General features: G+C 43.3%; 15 protein-coding genes. 4 read left to right on the top strand and 11 right to left on the bottom strand.

Going from position 1 to position 20,770, the window contains the following annotated elements; genetic code table 11:
- Positions 1-185: 185 nt before the first annotated feature.
- From nagA to L5M38_RS20125, 6 genes are all read right to left on the bottom strand, one after another.
- On the bottom strand, positions 186-1,355 hold the full coding sequence (gene nagA / locus L5M38_RS20150) for an N-acetylglucosamine-6-phosphate deacetylase (RefSeq protein WP_263180142.1): 1,170 nt from the start codon (positions 1,353-1,355) through the stop codon (positions 186-188).
- Positions 1,356-1,487: 132 nt separating this feature from the next.
- The gene (gene nagB-II, locus L5M38_RS20145) at positions 1,488-2,486 is read right to left on the bottom strand and encodes a glucosamine-6-phosphate deaminase NagB-II (protein ID WP_028760900.1); all 999 of its coding nucleotides are present in this window, start codon (positions 2,484-2,486) and stop codon (positions 1,488-1,490) included.
- 17 nt (positions 2,487-2,503) lie between these two features.
- Complete coding sequence (gene nagK, locus L5M38_RS20140) at positions 2,504-3,439, bottom strand: N-acetylglucosamine kinase (protein WP_173496293.1); 936 nt, start codon at positions 3,437-3,439, stop codon at positions 2,504-2,506.
- A gap of 222 nt (positions 3,440-3,661) precedes the next feature.
- Complete coding sequence (locus tag L5M38_RS20135; RefSeq protein ID WP_263180141.1) at positions 3,662-6,460, bottom strand: family 20 glycosylhydrolase; 2,799 nt, start codon at positions 6,458-6,460, stop codon at positions 3,662-3,664.
- A 28-nt stretch (positions 6,461-6,488) separates the two neighbouring features.
- Positions 6,489-7,976 (bottom strand): methyl-accepting chemotaxis protein, encoded by a 1,488-nt coding sequence (locus L5M38_RS20130; protein ID WP_263180140.1) that lies wholly within the window; start codon positions 7,974-7,976, stop codon positions 6,489-6,491.
- The gene (locus tag L5M38_RS20125; protein ID WP_263180139.1) at positions 7,976-8,992 is read right to left on the bottom strand and encodes a substrate-binding periplasmic protein; all 1,017 of its coding nucleotides are present in this window, start codon (positions 8,990-8,992) and stop codon (positions 7,976-7,978) included. Before L5M38_RS20125 ends, L5M38_RS20130 begins: the two co-directional genes overlap by 1 nt.
- Positions 8,993-9,486: 494 nt before the next feature.
- Between L5M38_RS20125 and L5M38_RS20120 the strand changes: the two genes are divergently transcribed.
- Both L5M38_RS20120 and L5M38_RS20115 read left to right on the top strand, forming a co-directional pair.
- Complete coding sequence (locus L5M38_RS20120) at positions 9,487-10,404, top strand: sulfite exporter TauE/SafE family protein (RefSeq protein ID WP_263180138.1); 918 nt, start codon at positions 9,487-9,489, stop codon at positions 10,402-10,404.
- A gap of 14 nt (positions 10,405-10,418) precedes the next feature.
- On the top strand, positions 10,419-11,945 hold the full coding sequence (locus L5M38_RS20115) for a tryptophan halogenase family protein (protein ID WP_263180137.1): 1,527 nt from the start codon (positions 10,419-10,421) through the stop codon (positions 11,943-11,945).
- A 54-nt stretch (positions 11,946-11,999) separates the two neighbouring features.
- On the opposite strand, the gene L5M38_RS20110 is transcribed toward L5M38_RS20115, so the two are convergent.
- The 3 genes from L5M38_RS20110 to L5M38_RS20100 all read right to left on the bottom strand — a co-directional run bounded on the left by L5M38_RS20110 (position 12,000) and on the right by L5M38_RS20100 (position 17,040).
- Positions 12,000-13,541 carry a tryptophan halogenase family protein gene (locus L5M38_RS20110; RefSeq protein ID WP_263180136.1) on the bottom strand — a complete coding sequence of 514 codons (1,542 nt, stop codon included), beginning with the start codon at positions 13,539-13,541 and terminating at the stop codon, positions 12,000-12,002.
- A gap of 20 nt (positions 13,542-13,561) precedes the next feature.
- The gene (locus tag L5M38_RS20105) at positions 13,562-14,266 is read right to left on the bottom strand and encodes a SapC family protein (protein ID WP_263180135.1); all 705 of its coding nucleotides are present in this window, start codon (positions 14,264-14,266) and stop codon (positions 13,562-13,564) included.
- A gap of 95 nt (positions 14,267-14,361) precedes the next feature.
- Positions 14,362-17,040, bottom strand: a complete 2,679-nt coding sequence (locus L5M38_RS20100) for a TonB-dependent receptor (RefSeq protein ID WP_131525953.1) — start codon at positions 17,038-17,040, stop codon at positions 14,362-14,364.
- Between the two features lie 388 nt (positions 17,041-17,428).
- On the opposite strand from L5M38_RS20100, the gene L5M38_RS20095 reads away from it, so the two are divergent.
- Positions 17,429-18,445, top strand: coding sequence for a LacI family DNA-binding transcriptional regulator (locus tag L5M38_RS20095; RefSeq protein ID WP_131525952.1), 1,017 nt, complete (start codon positions 17,429-17,431; stop codon positions 18,443-18,445).
- Positions 18,446-18,494: 49 nt separating this feature from the next.
- Here the strand turns inward: L5M38_RS20095 and L5M38_RS20090 are convergent, their stop codons facing one another.
- Positions 18,495-19,784: an NAD(P)/FAD-dependent oxidoreductase gene (locus L5M38_RS20090; RefSeq protein ID WP_263180134.1), complete on the bottom strand. Its 1,290-nt coding sequence runs from the start codon at positions 19,782-19,784 to the stop codon at positions 18,495-18,497.
- A gap of 196 nt (positions 19,785-19,980) precedes the next feature.
- The gene (gene glnB, locus L5M38_RS20085; RefSeq protein WP_028760911.1) at positions 19,981-20,319 is read right to left on the bottom strand and encodes a nitrogen regulatory protein P-II; all 339 of its coding nucleotides are present in this window, start codon (positions 20,317-20,319) and stop codon (positions 19,981-19,983) included.
- Positions 20,320-20,596: 277 nt separating this feature from the next.
- Here glnB and L5M38_RS20080 point away from each other — a divergent pair.
- Positions 20,597-20,770 (top strand): transposase (locus tag L5M38_RS20080; protein WP_263148818.1); only part of this gene is annotated, 174 nt, incomplete at its 3' end.

The raw sequence follows: 20,770 nt of genomic DNA, 5'->3' as shown, positions 1-20,770 counted from the left end.
TTATTAAAAGCTTTTATAAAAGTTGAGCAAAACTAATACTGTACAAAACTAATACTGTACAAAACTAATACTGTACAAAACTAATACTGTTTAAAATGAGTGCTGTACAATAAAAAAACTTAGCCCCTGTCATCAAAATACGACAAGGGCCAATTGTTACACATCACCTAAACTGCGAAAGCGATTTAAGTACGTCCCCCTATTGCCTGGCCCGCATAAATCGGCCCTGAATAGACTGCCCGTCCCGCAATGTAGTTTGCCTGCACTTTGTTCTGCGCATCGAGCAAAACAAAATCAGCCCTATGTCCCAGTGCTAAACGGCCAGCTTTATGCTCAATCCCGAGGAACTGTGCGGGATATAACGCCGCCATTCTCAAGGCTTCCGCCAAAGGTAAACCTAACAAGTTCACCGTATTATTGACCGCAGTCGCCATATCGAGCACACAACCCGCCAGCTCACCGGTCACGGCATTTAATCTGTCGCCGACTCTCAGCACTTGCGTACCGAAGAGCTCGAAGCTAGTCTCACCGTCCATACCCACAGGCGGCATAGCATCGGTGACTAACATCATTTTGCCCCTAGGTTTTGCCCGTAGTGCGACCTTTGCCGCCACGGGATGCACATGGTGACCATCGACAATCAAACCACACCAAGCAGTTTCACTCTCAATCGCCGCGCCAACCATGCCCGGCTCGCGGGAACCTAGAGGAGACATCGCATTATAAAGATGAGTAAAGCCCGTCGCGCCTGCCGCTAATGCCGCAACCACAGTATCGTAGTCGGCATTAGAATGACCCAAACACACCTTAACTCCCGAGGCGACAAGCGTGCGGATCACCTCTGGTGACACATTCTCAGGCGCAAGCGTGACCACTTTAATCCCCAGATCTTGACGACAAAATACGGCGAGTTCCGCCTCTGTGATTTCGCGAATAAAGCCCTGTGGATGCACACCTTTTTTAGGTACAGATAAATGTGGCCCTTCAAAATGCACCCCTAAAACGCCAGCGCTACCTTTGACTAAAGCCTCAGCCACGGCATCGGCCGCATTGGCCATCACGCTGACATCATCGGTGATAAGTGTGGGTAAAAATCCTGTCGTGCCAAAACGCGCATGGGCACGGCCGATAGTCTCAATACAATTAACACTCGGATTGGCATTGAATAACGCCCCGCCGCCGCCGTTCACTTGTACATCGATAAAACCAGGCACCAGCGTTCCGGCTTGGCGGATTTCCTTCGCGCCAACAACCGTATCAAACGCCAGAATGTGCCCGTCTTCAACAGTCACAGGCACATCTTGATGGAAATATTCACCATCAAAAATACGCTCAGCGATCAAGGTGATTTTCATCGCAAACCTCTTTCAATAAATAACGCGGTTAGCTTAAGGCTTAAATTAGGTTAACCGCGTGGCTTAGCTGCAGATGTTTAATCGTGCAGCCTACCTAGACCTCTTACACTTTGCCGCTTAAAGCTAGGCAACTTAGAGCGTTTGGGTCACTTTTTTAAGGCCAGCAGGTTGATCGGGATCAATACCGCGGGCAATCGCAACCGCAGCCACATCGATATAGAATCGTTGTAATAACGCTAACGGAGCAACACGAGGGTGAATGTCCGTCGAGGTTTGATTCAGATGCACTAAATCGGCGCCGCGTTGGCTCACGTTTTCAATTTGTTCAATATGGCTAGCGTAAGATTCATCGCCAATACACACATCGACGATAGTGAGTTTTTTCTCAACTAAGGTCACAGGACCGTGGAGGAACTCGGCGCTACTGAATGCTTCAGCATGGATTGAACACACTTCTTTTAACTTAAGCGCGATTTCCTTAGATACCGCATAACCTAAACCACGGCCAAGTACGACCAAGTTCTTCACGTCGGCAACGGATTCTGGCGTGAGTTGTGGCTCAGCGTCCACCGCCGTTTGCAGCGCTTGGGGTAAAGAAGCGACGGCGCTAGCAAGCGATTCGCTTTGAGTCCAAGCGGCGGCGAGTTGTAAAATAGCCGACAAGGTCGCGAGGTAACTCTTAGTCGCGGCAACGGCTTTTTCTTCACCTGCACGTAAAGGCACAACGACATCGACAATATCTTTAATCGGTGCACTTTCATCATTCACTAAGGCAACACAGAAAGCACCGGCATTTTTTGCCATACGCGCCTGCGCCAAAATATCAGGGCTACGGCCAGATTGTGAAATCACAATCACTAATGCGCCTTCGAGTTTCAAGGTCTTACCATACACACTCGCCACTGAAGGTGCGGCGGCGAAGGTCGGTACACCCGCTTCAATTTCAAATAAGTATTTAGCGAACACTCCCGCATGATCCGATGAGCCGCGACCTACTATCATCACAAAACGAGGGGCGAAGGCGCGCAGTTTCTCACCTAACTGCTGCATGATGTCAGCGTTAGCTTCTAATTGACCCGCAATTTTTTGCGGTGCAGTGCGTGCTTCTTGTTCCATAATAGTGTTTGTCATGTCTTTTACCTTCACGTTCAAATACAGGATTTGGCTTCAGTGCCTATGTGCACTGACAACGACTTATTAAATTCTTGCTGGGCGAAATACATAGCACCGAGTTCGGGTGGTGCTAAGGTTTCTGAAATCTTAGCGACCACATCGGCACCGAGCCAGGCTTGTAAAGGCTCTGCAAGGCCACCGATCATAGAAAAACGCACCGGATTTAAGCTAAATAACTTACGCGCCATGTCGCTAATATAATCAGCACCTTCTTGTACGATAGCAGTCGCTACCGCGTCACCTTCATTGGCACAATCGAGTACGCTTCTGGCTAATGCGGCGTAGCAACTTGATGATTTACCCGCTAGATTTTCGACAATGCCGAGCGCATCGGTGACGTTAAAGTAGCTCAGCAGCATATCGGTTAATCGAGTTGGTACGGCAAAGCCATCGAGTGCTAACAGCACGTGTTCCGCAGCTTTTAATCCAAGCCAAGCACCGCTGCCCTTATCGCCCAAGGCAAAACCATAACCACCAATACTCAAGCTGGTATCACCAACATGGGCATAACCGCAAGAGCCAGTACCCGTAATGATCACAGCGCCATCGGCACCGCGGTGGGCACCAATACAAGCCGTATGCAGATCTGTGGTGACATACATGGCCGCAAAAGGATGCTGCCAGTTGATAACATCTTGATATAACCTAGGGACATTTACGCCAGCAAGACCAAGACCCGCCACCAGCAAGTGACTATCGCTCTCGTTCATGCCCGCATCCAGCAACGCCAGGCGAGTCGATGCTTCAATGGATTCAAATGTTTGTGTGAGACCATGCAGTGGATTTGCGCGTCCTGCAACACCTGTCCCTAAAACGGTACCGTCTGCGCAGTAGATGGTGGCTCGGCATTTACTACCACCTCCATCTACACCTATAAACAGTGGTTGATCTTTTGTCTGGACTAACCCCATGACACCCCTCTTCACCTATCAATGCAGCGCTACCGTTGCTTATTATTTGCCGTTAATACAGAGCTCAACTTTAGTTAACTCAATGTTACAGCAAAAATGACAGCGTTGTCATTTACTTTTTAAGGCAATTCTTCATCTAAAATAAAATATCGGAAATCACTGACATAGAAAAACAAAAAGGCTGTACTTTATCTTTAAAATACAGCCAGATATAAAAACGATTTAGTTAACGATTAAACTTCGGCCTTTACGAATACCATCGGCAGCTATGGCGCGGATCTCAATCGGTGCAGTAACCGCCAATCCCGCTTGATAAGCTTGCCATTGGCCATTGAGGCTTCGGTATTCGAGTTTAAGCCCGGGATAGGCGATATTAGCAAACAGTTTACCGTCACGGATCTCGGCGCCGACCGTCGGTACGCGATAATCAATCCCCGCTTTATCTAGCTTGATAAACTCTTTGTGGCCCAAGGTATTCGCAAGTTGTTGCCACTCCTTTGCCTGTGCATCACGCATGGCTAAGGTAAAAGCCCCAGAGCTTTGGTTATACACTGCGCCTTGATACTGATAAGGCACTTCCCACGCGGCTTGATGCCAAGCACGCTCGGCCAGCATCAACAAACGCGGAAACACCATGTATTCAATCGTATCGTCACTGCGAATCGACTCACTCCAAACCTGCCCTTGCAAGCCAGTAAAAGGTTTGCCTTTCTCCCTTGGACCCGAGACTTTGTTACCCGCCTCATCAAATTTTATTCTGTCATCCGCTTCGAATGGCTGATTTTCAATATCGGTCCATTGCTCGGCGTTAGAGGCTAAATTATCAGGCATAAAGCTAAAGACTTTATGGCTATTGGTCGCGCGGCTCGCCCAGTAATAACCATGCTCTTTAGGATCGGCCTCATAGGGGAAGTCAAAGTACAACACCTCAGGATTAGAGAGCACCGTTTCCCAGCCGAGATTCGCCTGCTGATTGGCGCGCGAATGACCTTTGTGGGCAATCACATCCCAAATATTAGACTGCACCTTAGCGGGCATATTCTCAGGACGAACATGGCTCATACCATCGCTCCATCCTGCTGCTTCAATGCCTTTTGCCGCTAACATAGTCGAAATTCGTTCAATAAAATAAGCGCCTAAGTCATCTATCGACTTAACGCCTTTATCGTTATTGGCGACAAATGCTAAACACTGCGGAGATTGTTTCCACGCTCCCGCCGTTTCATCGGCACCAATGTGGTAACGCGTCAATGGTTGACCCGCGGCTTGGTGTAACTTGGCAATTTCATCAATCACTTTATCGACAAAATGATAAGTCGACTCCATACACACGTTAAGCGTGTTGTCGTCGTAATATTGCACTGAAGAATAAACTGTCTTGTCATTTGCATCGGATAACAAATATTGCTCAGCTGCAGTGGTTTTCCCTTCAGCTTGCAATTGACGAGCGCCCGCATCTAAAGCTTTTACCGCTGTGCTAGCTTGATTTGCCGTTTCCTGGACAGGGACAACTTGCACTTTGCCCGTGTTTTTAAGCTCTACGTCTTCAGCCTGTAATCGACGAAAACGCGCATCCATCGCTTTAATCGCGGCGCGGCTATGACCCGGCATATCCATTGATGGGATCACTTGAATTTGACGCGCCTCGGCATATTTCACTATGTCGATATAATCTTGGTTGGTGTAATAACCATTGACGCTTGTATCGCCAAACGGCCCACTGCCTAACTGCGGTAATAGGCAGGTATTTTCATCTAAATCATGGCAACGTTTACTGCCTATGTCAGTCAACTCAGGTAGCCCGTCGATTTCGAGTCGCCAACCTTCATCGTCAGCCATGTGTAAATGCAGTTTATTGAGCTTATAAGCCGCCATCTGGTCGAGCAAATCCAGCAACAATTGTTTGCTGTGGAAATTACGTGCCACATCAATGTGCATACCACGAAACGGATAACGTGGGCTGTCTTCAATGGTCATCGCATTCACTTTCAGCGAATTCACATCCACAAGGCTTGCTAATGATGACAAACCGTAAGAGAAGCCCGCCGCATCATTGGCAGCAATCACAATTTCAGTTGGCTGAATATCTAAGCGATAACTGCCCTCATCCCCTTTTTGGCTGGCAAATTTCACCGTAATGCCACTCGCAGATTCAGCCACACCTAGGCGAGCTAAACGTACCACCGCCGCCGCAACTTGACGCTTTTGCTCTGGGTTATCATGCTGATATTCGAGCTTAATACCACCAGCAAGGGATACTGGTGTATCGGTTGAATGGATCTTCACCTTTTGTGGCGTTGGGATAATGGTATCCACAGCCAAGGCGGCATCGTCACTCACGCTTCGATTGGCTTTAAATAATTGCGCGGCATCGGCTGGCGCGAGTTTATCCGTTTCAGTGCGTTGATATTGGGTTTTAAAATTCGTAACCCCTTCAACATACGGACGCGTCTCTAAACCCGTTTCGGCATCTTTACCCACTTGAGTGCTGGCGATAATGACGGGCTCTAATCCTTTTGCTGCGAGGTAATAGTTTGGCATAGCGTCGGTTTCAGCCAATTGCCACGGCTCACCACGGAACGTCAGTTGCTTTTTCTCGCCTTTAACAAATCCCTTAAAAGCAGCCGTTGGCGTAATACGATGTAAATCGCCTTTAACGTGCGTTATCGTCAATTCACCGCTTTCAACCGATTGCACTGGGCGCATTTGGCTTAAATAAATTTCCCAATCTTGGCTGGCTAAATCCATACCGGGCACGAAATCAATTTGAGCGACAAAACAGCGACCATCGGCTTTATCTTTTAAGCACTTATCGTCTGGCACATTGGTCACAACACGATAAGTTACGACTAACGAATCCCCGAGTTGTTGTAACTGCGCTTGAGTTAATGCGTCCTGAGCTTGCTGTGTTTGAGCTACAGCCTTATCGGCTGACGCTGCGGAAGGCGTCACAGGCGCCTCGGAACAAGCCGCTAATCCTAAAGCCAGTAAAATGGCGCTTGCTGAAAGTGTTTTATTCATGATTATCCTTATCTAGCTCCAGAAATGGCTACAATCTGAAGGAAGTTACTAACGTCCGCAGTCTTTCCCCTTGGTGAAACAGTCGCTCGCTCGAGTGCGCTAAGTGCTCGCTATCGAGTGAGGCTGAACCTGAGACATTGGCAAGATCATTTAACGTACGAGAAATCGCTTCGGTGACGCAGGTTTGCTCCTGCGCCGCATGGGAAACTTCGATGTTCATATTACTGATATTTGAGACTAAATCAGTCACTTTAGTGAGTACTAACTTAATTTCTTCTGAGCGGTTAACGCCCTGAGTTGAGAGGGCTTGGCTCGCTTGCATCACAGTGACCGTTTCGGCCACTCGGCTCTGGACCTGCTGGATCATCTTCTGGATCTCACCAGTTGCCTGTTGGGTTCGGCTCGCCAGCGTACGCACTTCGTCGGCAACCACAGCAAAACCGCGCCCTTGTTCACCCGCCCTCGCCGCCTCAATCGCAGCATTAAGCGCCAGTAAGTTGGTCTGTTCAGCAATACTGTTGATGACTACAACGACTTCATCAATCTTTTGCGTTTCTTGCTGTAACTGTGAAACAGACAGTGCCGAGCGGGCTAATTCAGATGCCAGTTTACGAGTAATATCTAATCCCGAATCGAACTGCCGCTGGCTGTCATCGACCGCTTTATCGGCCTGACTCGCCGCATCCGCGGTGCGTTTAGCATTTATGGCGACTTCATTGGCACTGGCGCTCAGCTGAGTTACAGCCGTCACAGCCGCCTCGGTTTCTTTTAATTGGGTTTGCACGCGATCATTGTTGGTTTGCGACAGTGAACCAAGCGCTTTGGCATCGCCCAGTAATTGCCCTGAGGTTTCGTGCACTCTGGAAATCGTGCCGTGAATTTGCTCTACAAAACCATTAAATGCCTTAGCGAGCTGGCCAATCTCATCCTGACTCTCGACGGGTAATCTGTGGCATAAATCACCGTCACCGCTGGCAATTTCTTCCATAGCACGGACCACATTCCCAAGTGGATTAATCACTAAACGTTTAAGAATAATGAAGATAACAATTAAACTGCCACCGAGAATTAACAACGCCTGCAAGAAATAACCTAAGAGTAAATCTGACAACTGAGCGCGAATAGGCAACATAGAAAACTGAATAGCCAATTGGCCCGTTGGGTTACCTTGATCAGCAAATTGAATTTCACGTTTCACTAGATACTCATCGGCCACTGTTTGAGCCTGTTGACTCTCGGCTAATACTTTACCGCGATGGTCACTCACGACAATATGATAAATTTGCGCAGATTTAAGCATCACAGATAGCACTGCACGGATCTGCTCATAGTCGTAGGTGAAGATGGGCTGCGCCATGGTCACTTGTAAATTGGCGACGGTATTTTCTTCAAACTCAGTTTCACTGGCAGCCAATTTATCGCTCGCCAACCAGTATGATGCACCGAACAGAACGCTAACAATCATAAAAATTGCTGCCGCTAATCCAATCTGTACTTTTAAGGCTAATGTTTTCATTATTTTGCACCTTGCATACTAAAAAGATCTAACCATAATTCTGTGCGTTCTATTGGTGTTAATGGACTTAAATCAGGTGTATCAAGACGGATAATCACCCGTTGTTCAAACTTAGCCTCACGGTACAGTTGCTCAATTTTAAGCTCGCGATTAAACATCTCATCAAAAGAGCCGTCGCTTACCATACTTTCAAGCCCTGCTAAAATGGCCGCAGCAAGTTCGGGGCGCTTAGGGGAAACAAAGAAATAAGCTGGCGAACGATATTGCAGTAGGATATGGCTATCGACCTTAAGTGCAGGATCGGCGTGATTTGCGAGTTCTTCGCCAATTTCCTGAGCGCCGAGGGCAAGATAATCGAAACGCCCGCCTTCTAACATGGGATATAAATTGGTGTACTGATAGCTAGTGACGACGGGTAACCCATTGGCTTCTAAAATCTTAGCATCGGGCCAATAACGATTTTGCCCCGCCTTTAACTGCCTAAAATCCGCCATGGTTTTCACATTAGCAAATCGTGCCTCATCCGATTTACGGATAATCAGCAGCCGATTACCGAGTAACCCTTTAAACAATGGAATGCGTACGGGAAGCACAGTTTCTTCCAATTCTTTTGAGGTCATGCTCCAAAACACGTCGACAGTCCCAGCGAGTGCTTCTTCGACCTTGCGCTTTTGATTCATTTGAGTCGACATTTCTTGCACTTGATAACCCGAATCCGAGCGCCGCAGTGCTTCATCAAGTAACTTTAGCAACCATTCCTGCTGTATCGCGGTGGTGATTGTTTTTGAAACCTGTGCAGACGATTTAGACACATCAGAATTTGAAGCTAAATGGTTTATAGCTGTGTCGGTAGCAAATACAGCAAAAGAGGAAAATGCCGAAAAAAACACTAATGCCATTATAAACAGGGGTATGCAAGCCGTTCTTCTTGTCATGATGCGTGCGGTGACATGGGCAATGACACTCGTCATGCAAATTGCAATGACACGCATCGCAACCGTTAAATGAATCGCCATAAATTGCAGCCTCTTTTATTATCTGGTTTATACCAGTGAGTTTTTTTATCTATGCCGCTAACGTTCAAGTGCTGAGGTAGGCAATTGAGTAATATTGTAAAAACATCCTAAAAAAATGGCTGGGCACTGCTTACAGTACCCAGCCCACGCTAGTTTCTGGGGAGAGACTATCAAAATATCAAAGACAAACGTATCGCCGCCCGACAGCAATACTCCTGCCAAACACATGATAAGGAGACCTCATCCTCTCATGCAGACCTTACAAACAACGCGTCACACAAGCAGATGACAGCGTTGTCATTATTAAAGTACACAAGAAAGAACAGGATTTCTACATTTTTTTGACAATTATTGTTATTTTTTATGAATAGACATAATTAATGCAAATTATTCAAATATTTAAAATGTTTATTTTATTTATTCAAGCTTATGTGACAACGCTGTCTTTCATTGGTAACATAGCGATAACATGACAAAGATCACGGTAGCTATTGATGAATCCCATTAACACACTTGTGCGCAATAATACCCAGTCTGCTCCGCGCTTAAATCGGTATTACCTAAACCTCAGTTTGGTATTACTACTCTGTGGAGCTTGGTTATTTTGGGCGAACCATTTTCATTCGCTATTTGATCTTATCCAAGAATATGGACGCTTCGTTTTTCTAGGCATCACAGGAGCGATATTTGCAAACTCGACGGGAGCTGGCGGTGGCGTCATCTTTATTCCGGTATTTTCGAGCCTCAACTTTAATGAGTCTCAAAGTGTCTCGACTTCATTTATGATCCAATGCTTTGGCATGACAGCAGGCGCGATTTCATGGTCACTGCATTATAAAAAGCACCATCGAGAAGATGATGCATGGTCTGGTTTTGTAAAAGCATCATTACTTGCAGCCTTCTTTTCTATCTTAGGTTTCTGGAGTAGCCAATTACTACAACTCAATTCGCCCTCTTCGCTACACACCAGCTTTAGCATTTTCTCGATAGTGCTTGGTATCGCCATCATTATCAGTAGCAAAAAAAGCACACAAATCACTCACTCTATAATGCCGGTCGATTTTCTTTGGCTCGCTCTCATTGGCTATTTCGGCGGTATTATCACAGCTTGGTTATCGGTAGGCGTCGGCGAATTAGTCGTCATTTATCTCATGATAAGGGGACTATGCGCCAAAATGGCGGTCGCCACTGGCGTTGTTGTTTCTGCGATTACAGTCTGGTCGGCAAGCCCTATCCATATTTTTTCAACAAATAGCCATGCCCTCTTTGAGCTAGTTTTATTCGCAGGCCCTGGCGCCATTATCGGAGGATTACTCGCTCGTAAATTAGCACTCTTTCTCCCAGTAAAAGTATTAAAACTCTTTTTCTCCATTTGGATCATTTTGACGGGTAGCGTCATGTTGGCGAGTTAATAGGAAACATTAAGATGAATAATTCTCCGCTAAAAAGTATCACGATTGTCGGTGGCGGTAGCACAGGCTGGATGACGGCTCTCTACTTGAGTAAGTTATATAACCATTCGTCTAATATCATTGATATTAGACTTATCGAAAGTAAAGAAATTGGTATTATTGGCGTTGGTGAAGCTACCGTTCATAGTCTACGATTCTTCTTTGCAGCTATGGGATTAGATGAAAATGAACTACTTAGAGAAACAAACGCAACATTAAAGACTGGCATATTATTTCGTAACTGGATGAAACCAGTCGATGGTAAAATGCATGAATATTTCCATCCATTTGAGCAACAAAAACCATCTGGGAAAATTGATAATGCAAGTGCTTGGATTTTAAATAATCAGATTAATGAATCAAACATCACTCCCTTTGCTGAAGCAACAAGTCTTTCATTTAGCTTAATGCAAAATAACTTAAGTCCTAAAACGCAATACTTGAATCAATATCAAGGTATTGTCCCCTATGGTTACCACTTAGACGCGACACTTATGGCGGCCTTTTTAAAGCGCAAAGCCACCCAAGCAGGGGTAGATCATGTTGAAGCAAATGTAACGGACGTTCTGGTTAATGATGGCAACATCATAGAGGTTGTAACTGATCAAGGCTCATTCAAGAGTGACATATTTATAGACTGTACAGGCTTTAAAGGGCTTTTAATTCAAAGCCTAAAGAATGATAACTGGCAATCATTCGAAACCGAATTACCTTGCAATAAAGCCGTTGCAATGCAGCGGGAATATCTGCCTCACCAGCTACCAAGAGCCTATACGACAGCAACAGCGCTTAGTCATGGTTGGGCTTGGGAAATTGACCTAACGAATCGTCAAGGAACGGGTTATGTCTACGATGGACGTAGTCTAACGAGGGAGCAAGCTGAGGCTGAATTAGAAGCTTATCTTGGCGATGAACAAGAGATCATAAGAACTGTTCACTTAGATATGAAGATAGGTTGTAGACGTGAATTTTGGGTTGGAAATTGTATTGCAATGGGGCTCGCAGGTGGATTTATTGAACCCTTAGAATCGACAGGCTTGCATCTTATAAACTTAGGAGCAAGATTGCTAGCGACGCATTTAACTTCATCTAATCCCTCCCAAGCGATAAGGACGTCATATAATATCGCAATGAACGGATTGTATACCGATCTTAGACAATTTATCGTACTTCATTACTGTTTAACTGATAGAGATGATAATGAATTCTGGCAAAAAGCAGCACAAAGCTCAGTATTCATCCCTGCTCTAGAACAAAAAATGACACTATGGAAAGACAAAGTTTGTGAGTATGTCGATCTTGCTAATGGATATAGTTCAGTTTTTACAGATGAGAATTATCGCTACGTACTTTATGGTATGCAGCATATTCCTGAAATCCATATACCTTGTCCAAAAAATGAAATATCAAGAATACTCGACAACTTAAAAACACAACAGTTTAGAGCAAAAGAGCAATCTTTATCACATCAAGAATTCTTAGCGAAAATTAAAAATATTTAAAATCATAAAGAGCAAGATTAAAAATCTTGCTCTACTTACCATTTAATTCAACCATTAATTAAGTTGGATACCATACAACTTAATACGTTCAATTAACTCTCTATGGGGTAATAATTGCGATTTGAGTAATGTAACCTGCTTGCCTAATTTCTCGGTCATTACCGTGAAAAGCCTTTCCTCTTCATCATTTAATTTCCTCTCTAATTTTGACTCAAAGTCTGAGCCATAGAGTACATATAAATAATTTTCTAAATTGAAAAATTCTAGCGTAGAAGTAAAGTCATAGGCAGTCGGTATGTGATAGCGCCACAATTCTAAATGTTCTTTTAATGTGTCTGGAATACTTATTTCATTTTTATTATCAACCCAAAATGGCGTATCCATTCGTTTAGCTATGACATAATGAAGTTTAATAAAATCAATCACCCGATTCCAAGCATTCGATACGCGCTGATTATAACGATTAGCCACAAGTGGCATAACGTCAGTATTAGCAGGAAAACATTCGGCTAACATTCTGGCTGTCGCATCAAACATAAGCAGACCAGTCGCTTCTAGAGGTTCAACAAAACCACTCGACAAACCAATCGCCACACAGTTACCTTGCCACGATTTCTCTCTATACCCCACCTTCATCGGTATGTGTCGAAACGAGATGTGTTCTGCTGCTTTACCAAGATATTCCCGCAATACACTCTCAGCTTGCTCTATTGATGAATATTGACTGGAATACACATAACCAACACCACGACGTTCAGACAAACCGATATCCCATATCCAGCCAGCCTCTTGTGCTGTTGATTTAGTGAAACAAGGGATAGGCGTATATTTATCTTCATAAGGAAGCTGCACAACTAATGCTGAGTCGACAAACAAAATGTCACTCTTATCAACGAAGGGAACGTTACATGCGCTGCCAATGAGTTGAGCACTAAATCCAGTACAATCAACATACAAGTTCGCAGCCAATATACCAGCGTTATCAGTATGTAACTCTAAGATATTTCCCTGAGCGTCTATTTTTGTATCAATAACTTCTGCAAGCAGATGTTTAACGCCTAACTGTTCAACACCAAATTTGGTCAACATATTGGTAAACTTTGCTGCATCGAGATGATACGCGTAATGCATAGCCCCTCGATATTGAGGCTGTGTCATCGCTTTAGGACCAAATCCCGCATCAATCAAATGACCTTGAACTGACACAAGATCAGCGTAGCGGCCTCTATCTGAAAGAGATTTATTGAGCCAAGTTGAAGTGAAATCTTTAAAGTAGGGATAATCAAATAAATGGTGATAGTACTCCCCTGAATTGGGTTTATTCCAATCAATGAATTTAACACTCTGCTTAAATGTTACATCACAGCAACGAATAAACTCATCTTCTCGAATACCAAAATATTTTAATGTTTCGCGTAACATAGGCACTGTCCCTTCACCAACGCCTATAGTAGGAATGTTCGGGGACTCAACTAACATAACTTGTATTTTAGGTGTTCTAGCATTCAACTTTTTAGCTAAATGACAGGCAGAAATCCAACCTGCAGTTCCACCACCAACAATGACGACACTCTTTATATTTTTTATTGAAGTCATGACCTATGCCTGCTGATTACTTAAACGCTCAACTCGATTTCTTCTTTCGCTAGGCGATTAATTTGATGTAATGAGTTCAAATGGCTGTAAATTGGAGCTAAAAGGCCTCGTTGCTTGATATCTAAGAACTCATCTGAGCTGAGTTGATTTAACTTAGCTTCATCGATGAAATAGATACCATTTACGCCGCGTTTTTCGCCTTTGATGTCAACGGTAAGACTTTGGGGAGAAAATAATTCTTTTTGAGCAAAAAATGCAATAATTGCCTTACTCATTTGCTCTTGTTCGAAGTTTTTTATAATACTGTCTTTACGCAATCTTAAAAACGCAGTTTCCTCTCCACCTTCAAACAATGCATTTCCCTTATCAGTGCTCACATGAGCGCTTTCTTCTCGTATCCCCACCCATACTTTATCCTGCTGTTCAGCACTCAACATTAAACCAAACGGATAGTTTTTAAGTATATTTGGAATATACAGCCCTAACCATTTGCCATCTTTTTGCTTCAAATTCTGTCCAGGTTTTAATCCAAGCATAATTACGGACTGATATTCTCCTGTTTCACTATTTTTAACAAAAACAACAGGAGCATCTACAGCAGCAAAGGCAAACTCATAAATTGAAATGGGTAGTAAGTGTTGCGCAGCAACATGTTCATAAGTGGTAGGAGTCACTTTCAGGTGCGCATGTTTTGCTGAGTCAAGTGGGGTGATTGAATTAGTCATATGAGCTCCTTGAGGGCTTCTTCTGATTGAATATTATTGAGATATAAAAAAGGGAGCAAGCTCCCTTTTTCATTTATACATGAGTTAAATCGAGATTAGAATCGTACGCTAGCGCCTAATGTAATTCGGCGGGCCATGTTGTATTCAAATACAGGGAAGCCATCCGTAAAACCACTTAGATTAGATTGGAACTGATTGTTACCAAACTGACGTGAACCTTCTTCTAACAGGTTATTACCATCAAGTTTAATATCCATATAATCAGTAACATGCCAAATTGCACTCAAGTCCAAGCTACCAAATGCATCGTGTAAACGATTACCGTATGAACCAGTTTCACGGATCATATATTCACTACGCCAGTTATATGCTAAACGAACTTGGAACAAATCGTTTTCAAAATAACCAGTTAAGTTATATGAGTGCTTTGAACTATCGCTTAAGAACGGGTTGCGATCTGTATATGTATTTGGGCTAGTTTCACTATCAGTATAAGTGTAGTTAACAATTGAGCCGAAGCCGTTCCCAAAGTCTTGTTGATATTGCAGCTCTAAACCTTGGATTGTCGCCGATTCGCCATTGGCTTTCTCTTGCACAGTCCAACCACCAGCAACTTCATCAGGTTTTAACGTGCCAGTAAATGGGATATCGGCGCTATCTGCATGGTACTCACTAAAGGTCACGAAGTTTTTAACATCCTTCATAAACAAAGCCGCAGAAAGTAATGACTCTTCATTGAAATACCATTCAATGCCTAAGTCTATTTGATTAGCAATAAATGGTTTTAACCCGATATTACCAACAACCCATTTTTGGTTATTAGGCACATCATCATTTGCACCTAAAACATTAGGGTTAACATACATGTCATCATACTGTGGACGAGCCATAACTCGAGCCGCTGATGCGCGCAATATGAGATCAGGTGCTAAGTCGAATGCTACGTTTAAGCTTGGTAACCATTCCCCATAATTAGCTGAAGCATCGGCTTTCTTACCATCAACATAGTACGTTGAGGTCGCTTCAGTACCCGCATAACGCACACCAAAGTTACCGCGTACACCTTCTGATGCAAAGTTAGCCATCACATAAGCAGCATAGTTATCTTCATCAATTTCACGGTATGAACCAAAATCTTCAGTCTCACCGATGATGCTCGATTTAGCCCAATCTTTTAGTGCATCTGGATCAAAACGAATAATATCGTATTCACTCGTACCTACAGCAAAAGTACCAGTATTTAAGCCTGCTGTTGATATGACAGGATTAAAGTCATCGGCTTGTACAAAGTCAAAACGTCGACTAGTTGTATTATGCTTCGCATATTTCAGACCCGTTTTAATGGCATTAACCACACCTAGATCTACATCAAACTTAATATCTGCTTGAATATAAGTTTCATCATCTGTTTTTGGTGTTTTATTAAAGTTACTGCCAGTACCCATTGCAAGCGAACCTGGATCATAAGTGGCTGTATCAAAACCATTTAAATCCCAAGTTTGATGACCATTGGTAAAGTCATAAGTCGCACCATTTAATGCTGTACCACCCAGACCATCTTCAACAACCATTTCAAAATCGGTACCACCAGTAGAACTTGTATCACCGATTTGAGTCGTAAACTGGTATCCATCACCGCTATATTCCATCTTCAAGTCGAAAACTTGAGACTTCATTGTCGCTTCACGAGGGCGAGCTTGCCAATATGCCAAGTTAACAGGGCCTGCAACTTGAGAACCTGACTGCGATGCATCTGGCTTATCACCACCACATAAACCGCAGCCACCTATCCATTCCGTATTATCCCAAGCACCAGAACCAGGAGCTCCTGACCATGAAGTGTCAGCTTGCGTAAACCATAATGCGTAGTTGGTGTTGTCCGCGGCCATTTGCATGTCCATCGCGTTAAACACAAAGTTTAATGAATCAGACGGGGCATACTGGAATGTTGCAGCAATAGCTGAACGTTCGCGCTCTTGTTCAAATGCGACAGGGCCAGCACCCCATTCCCAAAACGCTTCATCGCCTTGACGCTGCAAGCTACGATTTTGCATAACGCCAGAAACTAATACACCAAAAGTTTCATCATCATTCTTCCAGCTACCTAAGCCTGAAAATTGTGGATCTGTTTCACCCGAATCGCTTTGATATTGAGCTTCAGCAGAAGCAAAGAAAGTCATTGAATCCATATCCAATGGCTTACGGGTATTAACTACAACAGTACCACCCACACCACCTTCAGCTAAGTCCGCTTGAGATGATTTATAGACCTCTAAGTTACCAACTAATTCAGATGGTAATAATTCATAGTTAAATGAACGTTTTGCTGGCTCAAGAACAAACCAACCTGTTGAAGCTACGTTTTGTCCATTCAGAGTCGTCAAAGTCAGATCTTGACCCGCACCACGAATTGAAACACCCGCGCCTTCACCAAATTGACGCTGGATCGTGACACCAGGAATACGTTGCAGAGATTCTGCAACGTTTTTATCCGGAAATTTACCAATGTCTTCAGCAGTAATCGCATCCACAGTACTGTCTGAGAAGCGTTTAGCATTTAAGTTAGCTTGCTGGGAAGCGCGAATACCGCGAACTTCAATTTTTTCAATATTTTCAGGTGCTGCGGTGGTTGCCACGGCATCTGCAGCAACAGCGCTAATGGATACAGCACTGCCGAGTAGGATAGCAATATTTGTAGCTAGTACAGTTTTCTTAAAGGTTGATGGTCGCATCTCGTTTCCCTTCCATAACTTTATTATCGTTTTAGTATTCATAACCATTCCCCGAGGAATGACAACGCTGTCATGTCTGGTGCAAACATTACACAATAATTAACAGCCTTGCCACAACAAAATAACGATGGAAGTAAAAAAATGTCATAAAGCAGAATGTTGAATCAGTATTTTTATTAAAAATCATTATAAAACATGAGCTTTAATATTATGACGTAAATTTACAACTCCAAGCATAATTGTAACAATGATAAATTAACGCCAATTTGTAACAATTCAGGATTGCTAAGCACATCAAAAGCTCGCACTATAAGATGTATAAGTCAGAAAAAACTGATAAAAAATGTAAGCTTGTAAATTGCTGGTAAAGAATTTACGTTCATAGAACAGTTAAACCCCTCGCGACCTTAGACAAAGAGTTTTTACATCAATGAAAGTCACTATCAACGACGTAGCTAAATATGCTGGAGTGTCTATCAAGACAGTATCCCGTGTAACCAATAACGAACCTTCAGTGAAGCAGGCCACCGTTGACAAAGTGAACGAGGCGATAAAAGCACTTAACTACCAACCTAATTTAGCAGCAAGAAATCTAGCAGGAACTAAATCCTATGCTATTGGTTTTATTTACGATAATCCAAACGCTTACTATATTATTGATATGCAAAATGGGATTTTGTCAGCCTGTAAAGACAAGGGCTATGAACTTGTCATCCACCCTTGCAATGCCAAATCAGAGACCATATGTGATGAGCTTACAGCACTAGTCAAATATTCTAGGCTCGCTGGATTAGTACTGACACCGCCCTTGTCAGAAGATCCTAAAGTACTCAAAGCACTCACTGAAATTGATGCTAACTATGTGCGCATTATTGCGGGAGAAAAGGACAACGATCAGAATGGGTTGACTATTTTAGTCAACGATAAATTCGGTGCAGTACAAATCACCCAGCATCTGATTGATTTAGGTCACAAGCATATCGCTTTTTTAAGCGGAGATTTACACCATGAATCCACCAAAGAGCGATTACTTGGTTTTAAACAGGCATTAACAATAAACAACCTAAAGCTGAATGAAAACTACATAATTGAAGGGAAGTACTCATTTGAGTCCGGTGTTGATGGTGCTAACAAGCTCATCAAACTAAAAAATCGCCCGACGGCGATTGTTGCTTGTAACGATGAAATTGCCGCTGGTGCACTTTTTGCGGCTCGTTTAGCGGGTTTAGACATACCCGTTGATTTATCAATTGTCGGTTTCGAAGATAGCCCATTCTCACGTCAAACCTGGCCTAAACTTACCACAGTACATCAGCCAAACGCAGAAATAGCTCAGGTTGCTACTGAATTATTAATAGCAAAACGTCGCGAGCAAGATGCCATATATTCTAGAACCTTTACTCCTGAACCTATCATTCGTGACTCGTCGGCAATTCCTAAACAATAAAAAAAGAGAGCATATATGCTCTCTTTCTATCTCCTAAATCACATAGAAATCAATGTAATTTGAGCTTCGGACGCTGCCACTTCAATAACTTTTGTGCCACTCGATACACAATTGCCGAAAACCAACCATAAAGGCTGGCTAAATGCCTCTTATACAAAGAGATATACATCAATCTTGCTATATGGCCTTCAACAAAGAAAGTGCCAGAGCGTAGGTTCCCCATTAAATTGCCTACCGCAGAGAAGCGGCTTAAAGAAACTAATGAGCCGTAATCTTTATAAATAAAGGCCTTTTCAGGCTTACCTTGTAATCGATTAACGATATTATCAAACAAGGTATCAGCCATCTGAGCTGCTGCTTGCGCCCTTGGTGGAACAGGCTGGCCAGAACTTTGGATCAATAGAGCGCAATCGCCAAGGGCGTAGATATCTTGATGACCTTTCACTCGCATACAATCATCAACTTCTACCTGATTTCGCGGAGTAATGGGCAGTTTTGCAAAATGCTGAAATGCTTTTGGTCCTTTGACACCGGCAGCCCATACTTTTAAGCCTGCTTTAATCACATCGCCATCTTGGGTAATGAAACCATCACGAGTCACTTCTTTAACTTGAACACCGATATGTAAACGTATACCAATCTGATCAAGAACAGCCTGAGCCCTAGCGCTTACACGCTCTGGTAATTGAGGAAGGATTTTGGGGGACGCTTCAATCAAATGCACATCAAGATGATGCTTAGCGATATTCAGATAGCCGTACTCTTTAACAGACTCAATGACATGATGAAGCTCTGCTGCCAATTCAACCCCTGTCGCACCCGCACCGACAATACCAATGCTGACTCTTTCTTGCGTTTCGTTTAATTGAAGTAAAGCGTCGAGTAATTTATGATGAAATAAATTGGCATTTTCAAGGCTGTCTAAGAAAATACAATGCTCATCAGCACCTAATGTATTGAAACTATTAGAAACTCCACCCAATGCAAGCACTAAAAAATCATAATCGATTTGTCGCTGCTCTAAGAGCAACTCGCCTTCATCATTATAGACTGCGGCTAACTGAATCGATTTAGCATCCGGCTCACACTGCTCTATCTCACCACGAATATAGCGATAACCGTTTTTAAGTCCATGATCGCGATAGAGTAAACCTTCAATAGATTGATCTATCACACCAACAGCGACTTCGTGTAATTTAGGCTTCCATATATGAATAGGACTTTTATCAATTAAGCACACATCGACGACATCACTACCGCCCCATTTACGGCCCAACTTCGATGCAAGCGCTAAACCAGCAGCACCACCACCCACGATCACTATTCTTTTTGTAGCCAAAATGACAACCTCATAAAACTCATTTGCGAGGCTAAGTTATACCATGTTACAGATAAGAGATAACTACATTAGTTGAGTAAAACAGGCGATTTTCCATTAAAGATATTTCAGAAACCCAGCAGTACTATTTAGTTTTTCCATATGCTTAGGCAACAAAAAAGGGCCACTAGGCCCTTTAGAATCGTTCGTAAGCAGTTTATACCGCTTCTTCGTTTTCTTCACCCGTTCGAATACGGATAACACGTTCAACATCAGTGACAAAAATTTTACCATCACCAATTTTGCCTGTGCGGGCCGTTTCAACAATGACATCAATTGCTTGGTCGAGCAGATCGTCTTGGATCACTAACTCTATTTTTACTTTTGGCAGAAAATCCACCATATATTCGGCACCACGATACAACTCTGTATGCCCTTTCTGACGACCAAAACCCTTAACCTCCAGTACCGTCATCCCAGTGATACCAATTTCTGCAAGTGATTCGCGCACATCATCTAACTTAAATGGCTTAATAATGGCTTCAACTTTTTTCATTAAAAATTCCTCATCCCTTGCAATAACATAAACAAACAGAATAACACTAGCTTACACGGGGTTACGTCAATATTGAAGTGAATGTAGTGCTTTACTCATAAAACACAGTTTCTATAAAATCGCTTTTAGCACATAAAAGTCTAAAAAAAGTACTATGAATATTGCCTCAGATTTTATACTTACATTCTAACCAGCACTAACTCTGTAGTGGCACACTAATTTTGGCCACCTAAATAGAGGTGATATTATTACCTCGTAGATGACTTTAGGTGAACACATGAGATCGACAACCAGAAAAACATTTAGTGCTGAATTCAAACTTGAAGCAGCCCAATTAGTCCTCGATAAAAACCATAGCATCATCGAAGCTGCAAAGGCGATGAACGTAGGTAAGTCCACTATGGATAAATGGGTGAGACAGTTAAAACTAGAACGCCAGGGTGGCACACCC

This window comes from Shewanella sp. SM101, assembly GCF_025654465.1.
Lineage (GTDB): Bacteria > Pseudomonadota > Gammaproteobacteria > Enterobacterales > Shewanellaceae > Shewanella > Shewanella oncorhynchi.
This window is presented reverse-complemented; position numbering and strand designations above follow the sequence as displayed.

Bases quoted from the DNA above. Each gene is read 5' to 3' on its own strand.
- nagA (WP_263180142.1), bottom strand. From the start codon at position 1,355: ATGAAAATCACCTTGATCGCTGAGCGTATTTTTGATGGTGAATATTTC.
- nagB-II (WP_028760900.1), bottom strand. From the start codon at position 2,486: ATGACAAACACTATTATGGAACAAGAAGCACGCACTGCACCGCAAAAA.
- nagK (WP_173496293.1), bottom strand. From the start codon at position 3,439: ATGGGGTTAGTCCAGACAAAAGATCAACCACTGTTTATAGGTGTAGAT.
- L5M38_RS20135 (WP_263180141.1), bottom strand. From the start codon at position 6,460: ATGAATAAAACACTTTCAGCAAGCGCCATTTTACTGGCTTTAGGATTA.
- L5M38_RS20130 (WP_263180140.1), bottom strand. From the start codon at position 7,976: ATGAAAACATTAGCCTTAAAAGTACAGATTGGATTAGCGGCAGCAATT.
- L5M38_RS20125 (WP_263180139.1), bottom strand. From the start codon at position 8,992: ATGGCGATTCATTTAACGGTTGCGATGCGTGTCATTGCAATTTGCATG.
- L5M38_RS20120 (WP_263180138.1), top strand. From the start codon at position 9,487: ATGAATCCCATTAACACACTTGTGCGCAATAATACCCAGTCTGCTCCG.
- L5M38_RS20115 (WP_263180137.1), top strand. From the start codon at position 10,419: ATGAATAATTCTCCGCTAAAAAGTATCACGATTGTCGGTGGCGGTAGC.
- L5M38_RS20110 (WP_263180136.1), bottom strand. From the start codon at position 13,541: ATGACTTCAATAAAAAATATAAAGAGTGTCGTCATTGTTGGTGGTGGA.
- L5M38_RS20105 (WP_263180135.1), bottom strand. From the start codon at position 14,266: ATGACTAATTCAATCACCCCACTTGACTCAGCAAAACATGCGCACCTG.
- L5M38_RS20100 (WP_131525953.1), bottom strand. From the start codon at position 17,040: ATGAATACTAAAACGATAATAAAGTTATGGAAGGGAAACGAGATGCGA.
- L5M38_RS20095 (WP_131525952.1), top strand. From the start codon at position 17,429: ATGAAAGTCACTATCAACGACGTAGCTAAATATGCTGGAGTGTCTATC.
- glnB (WP_028760911.1), bottom strand. From the start codon at position 20,319: ATGAAAAAAGTTGAAGCCATTATTAAGCCATTTAAGTTAGATGATGTG.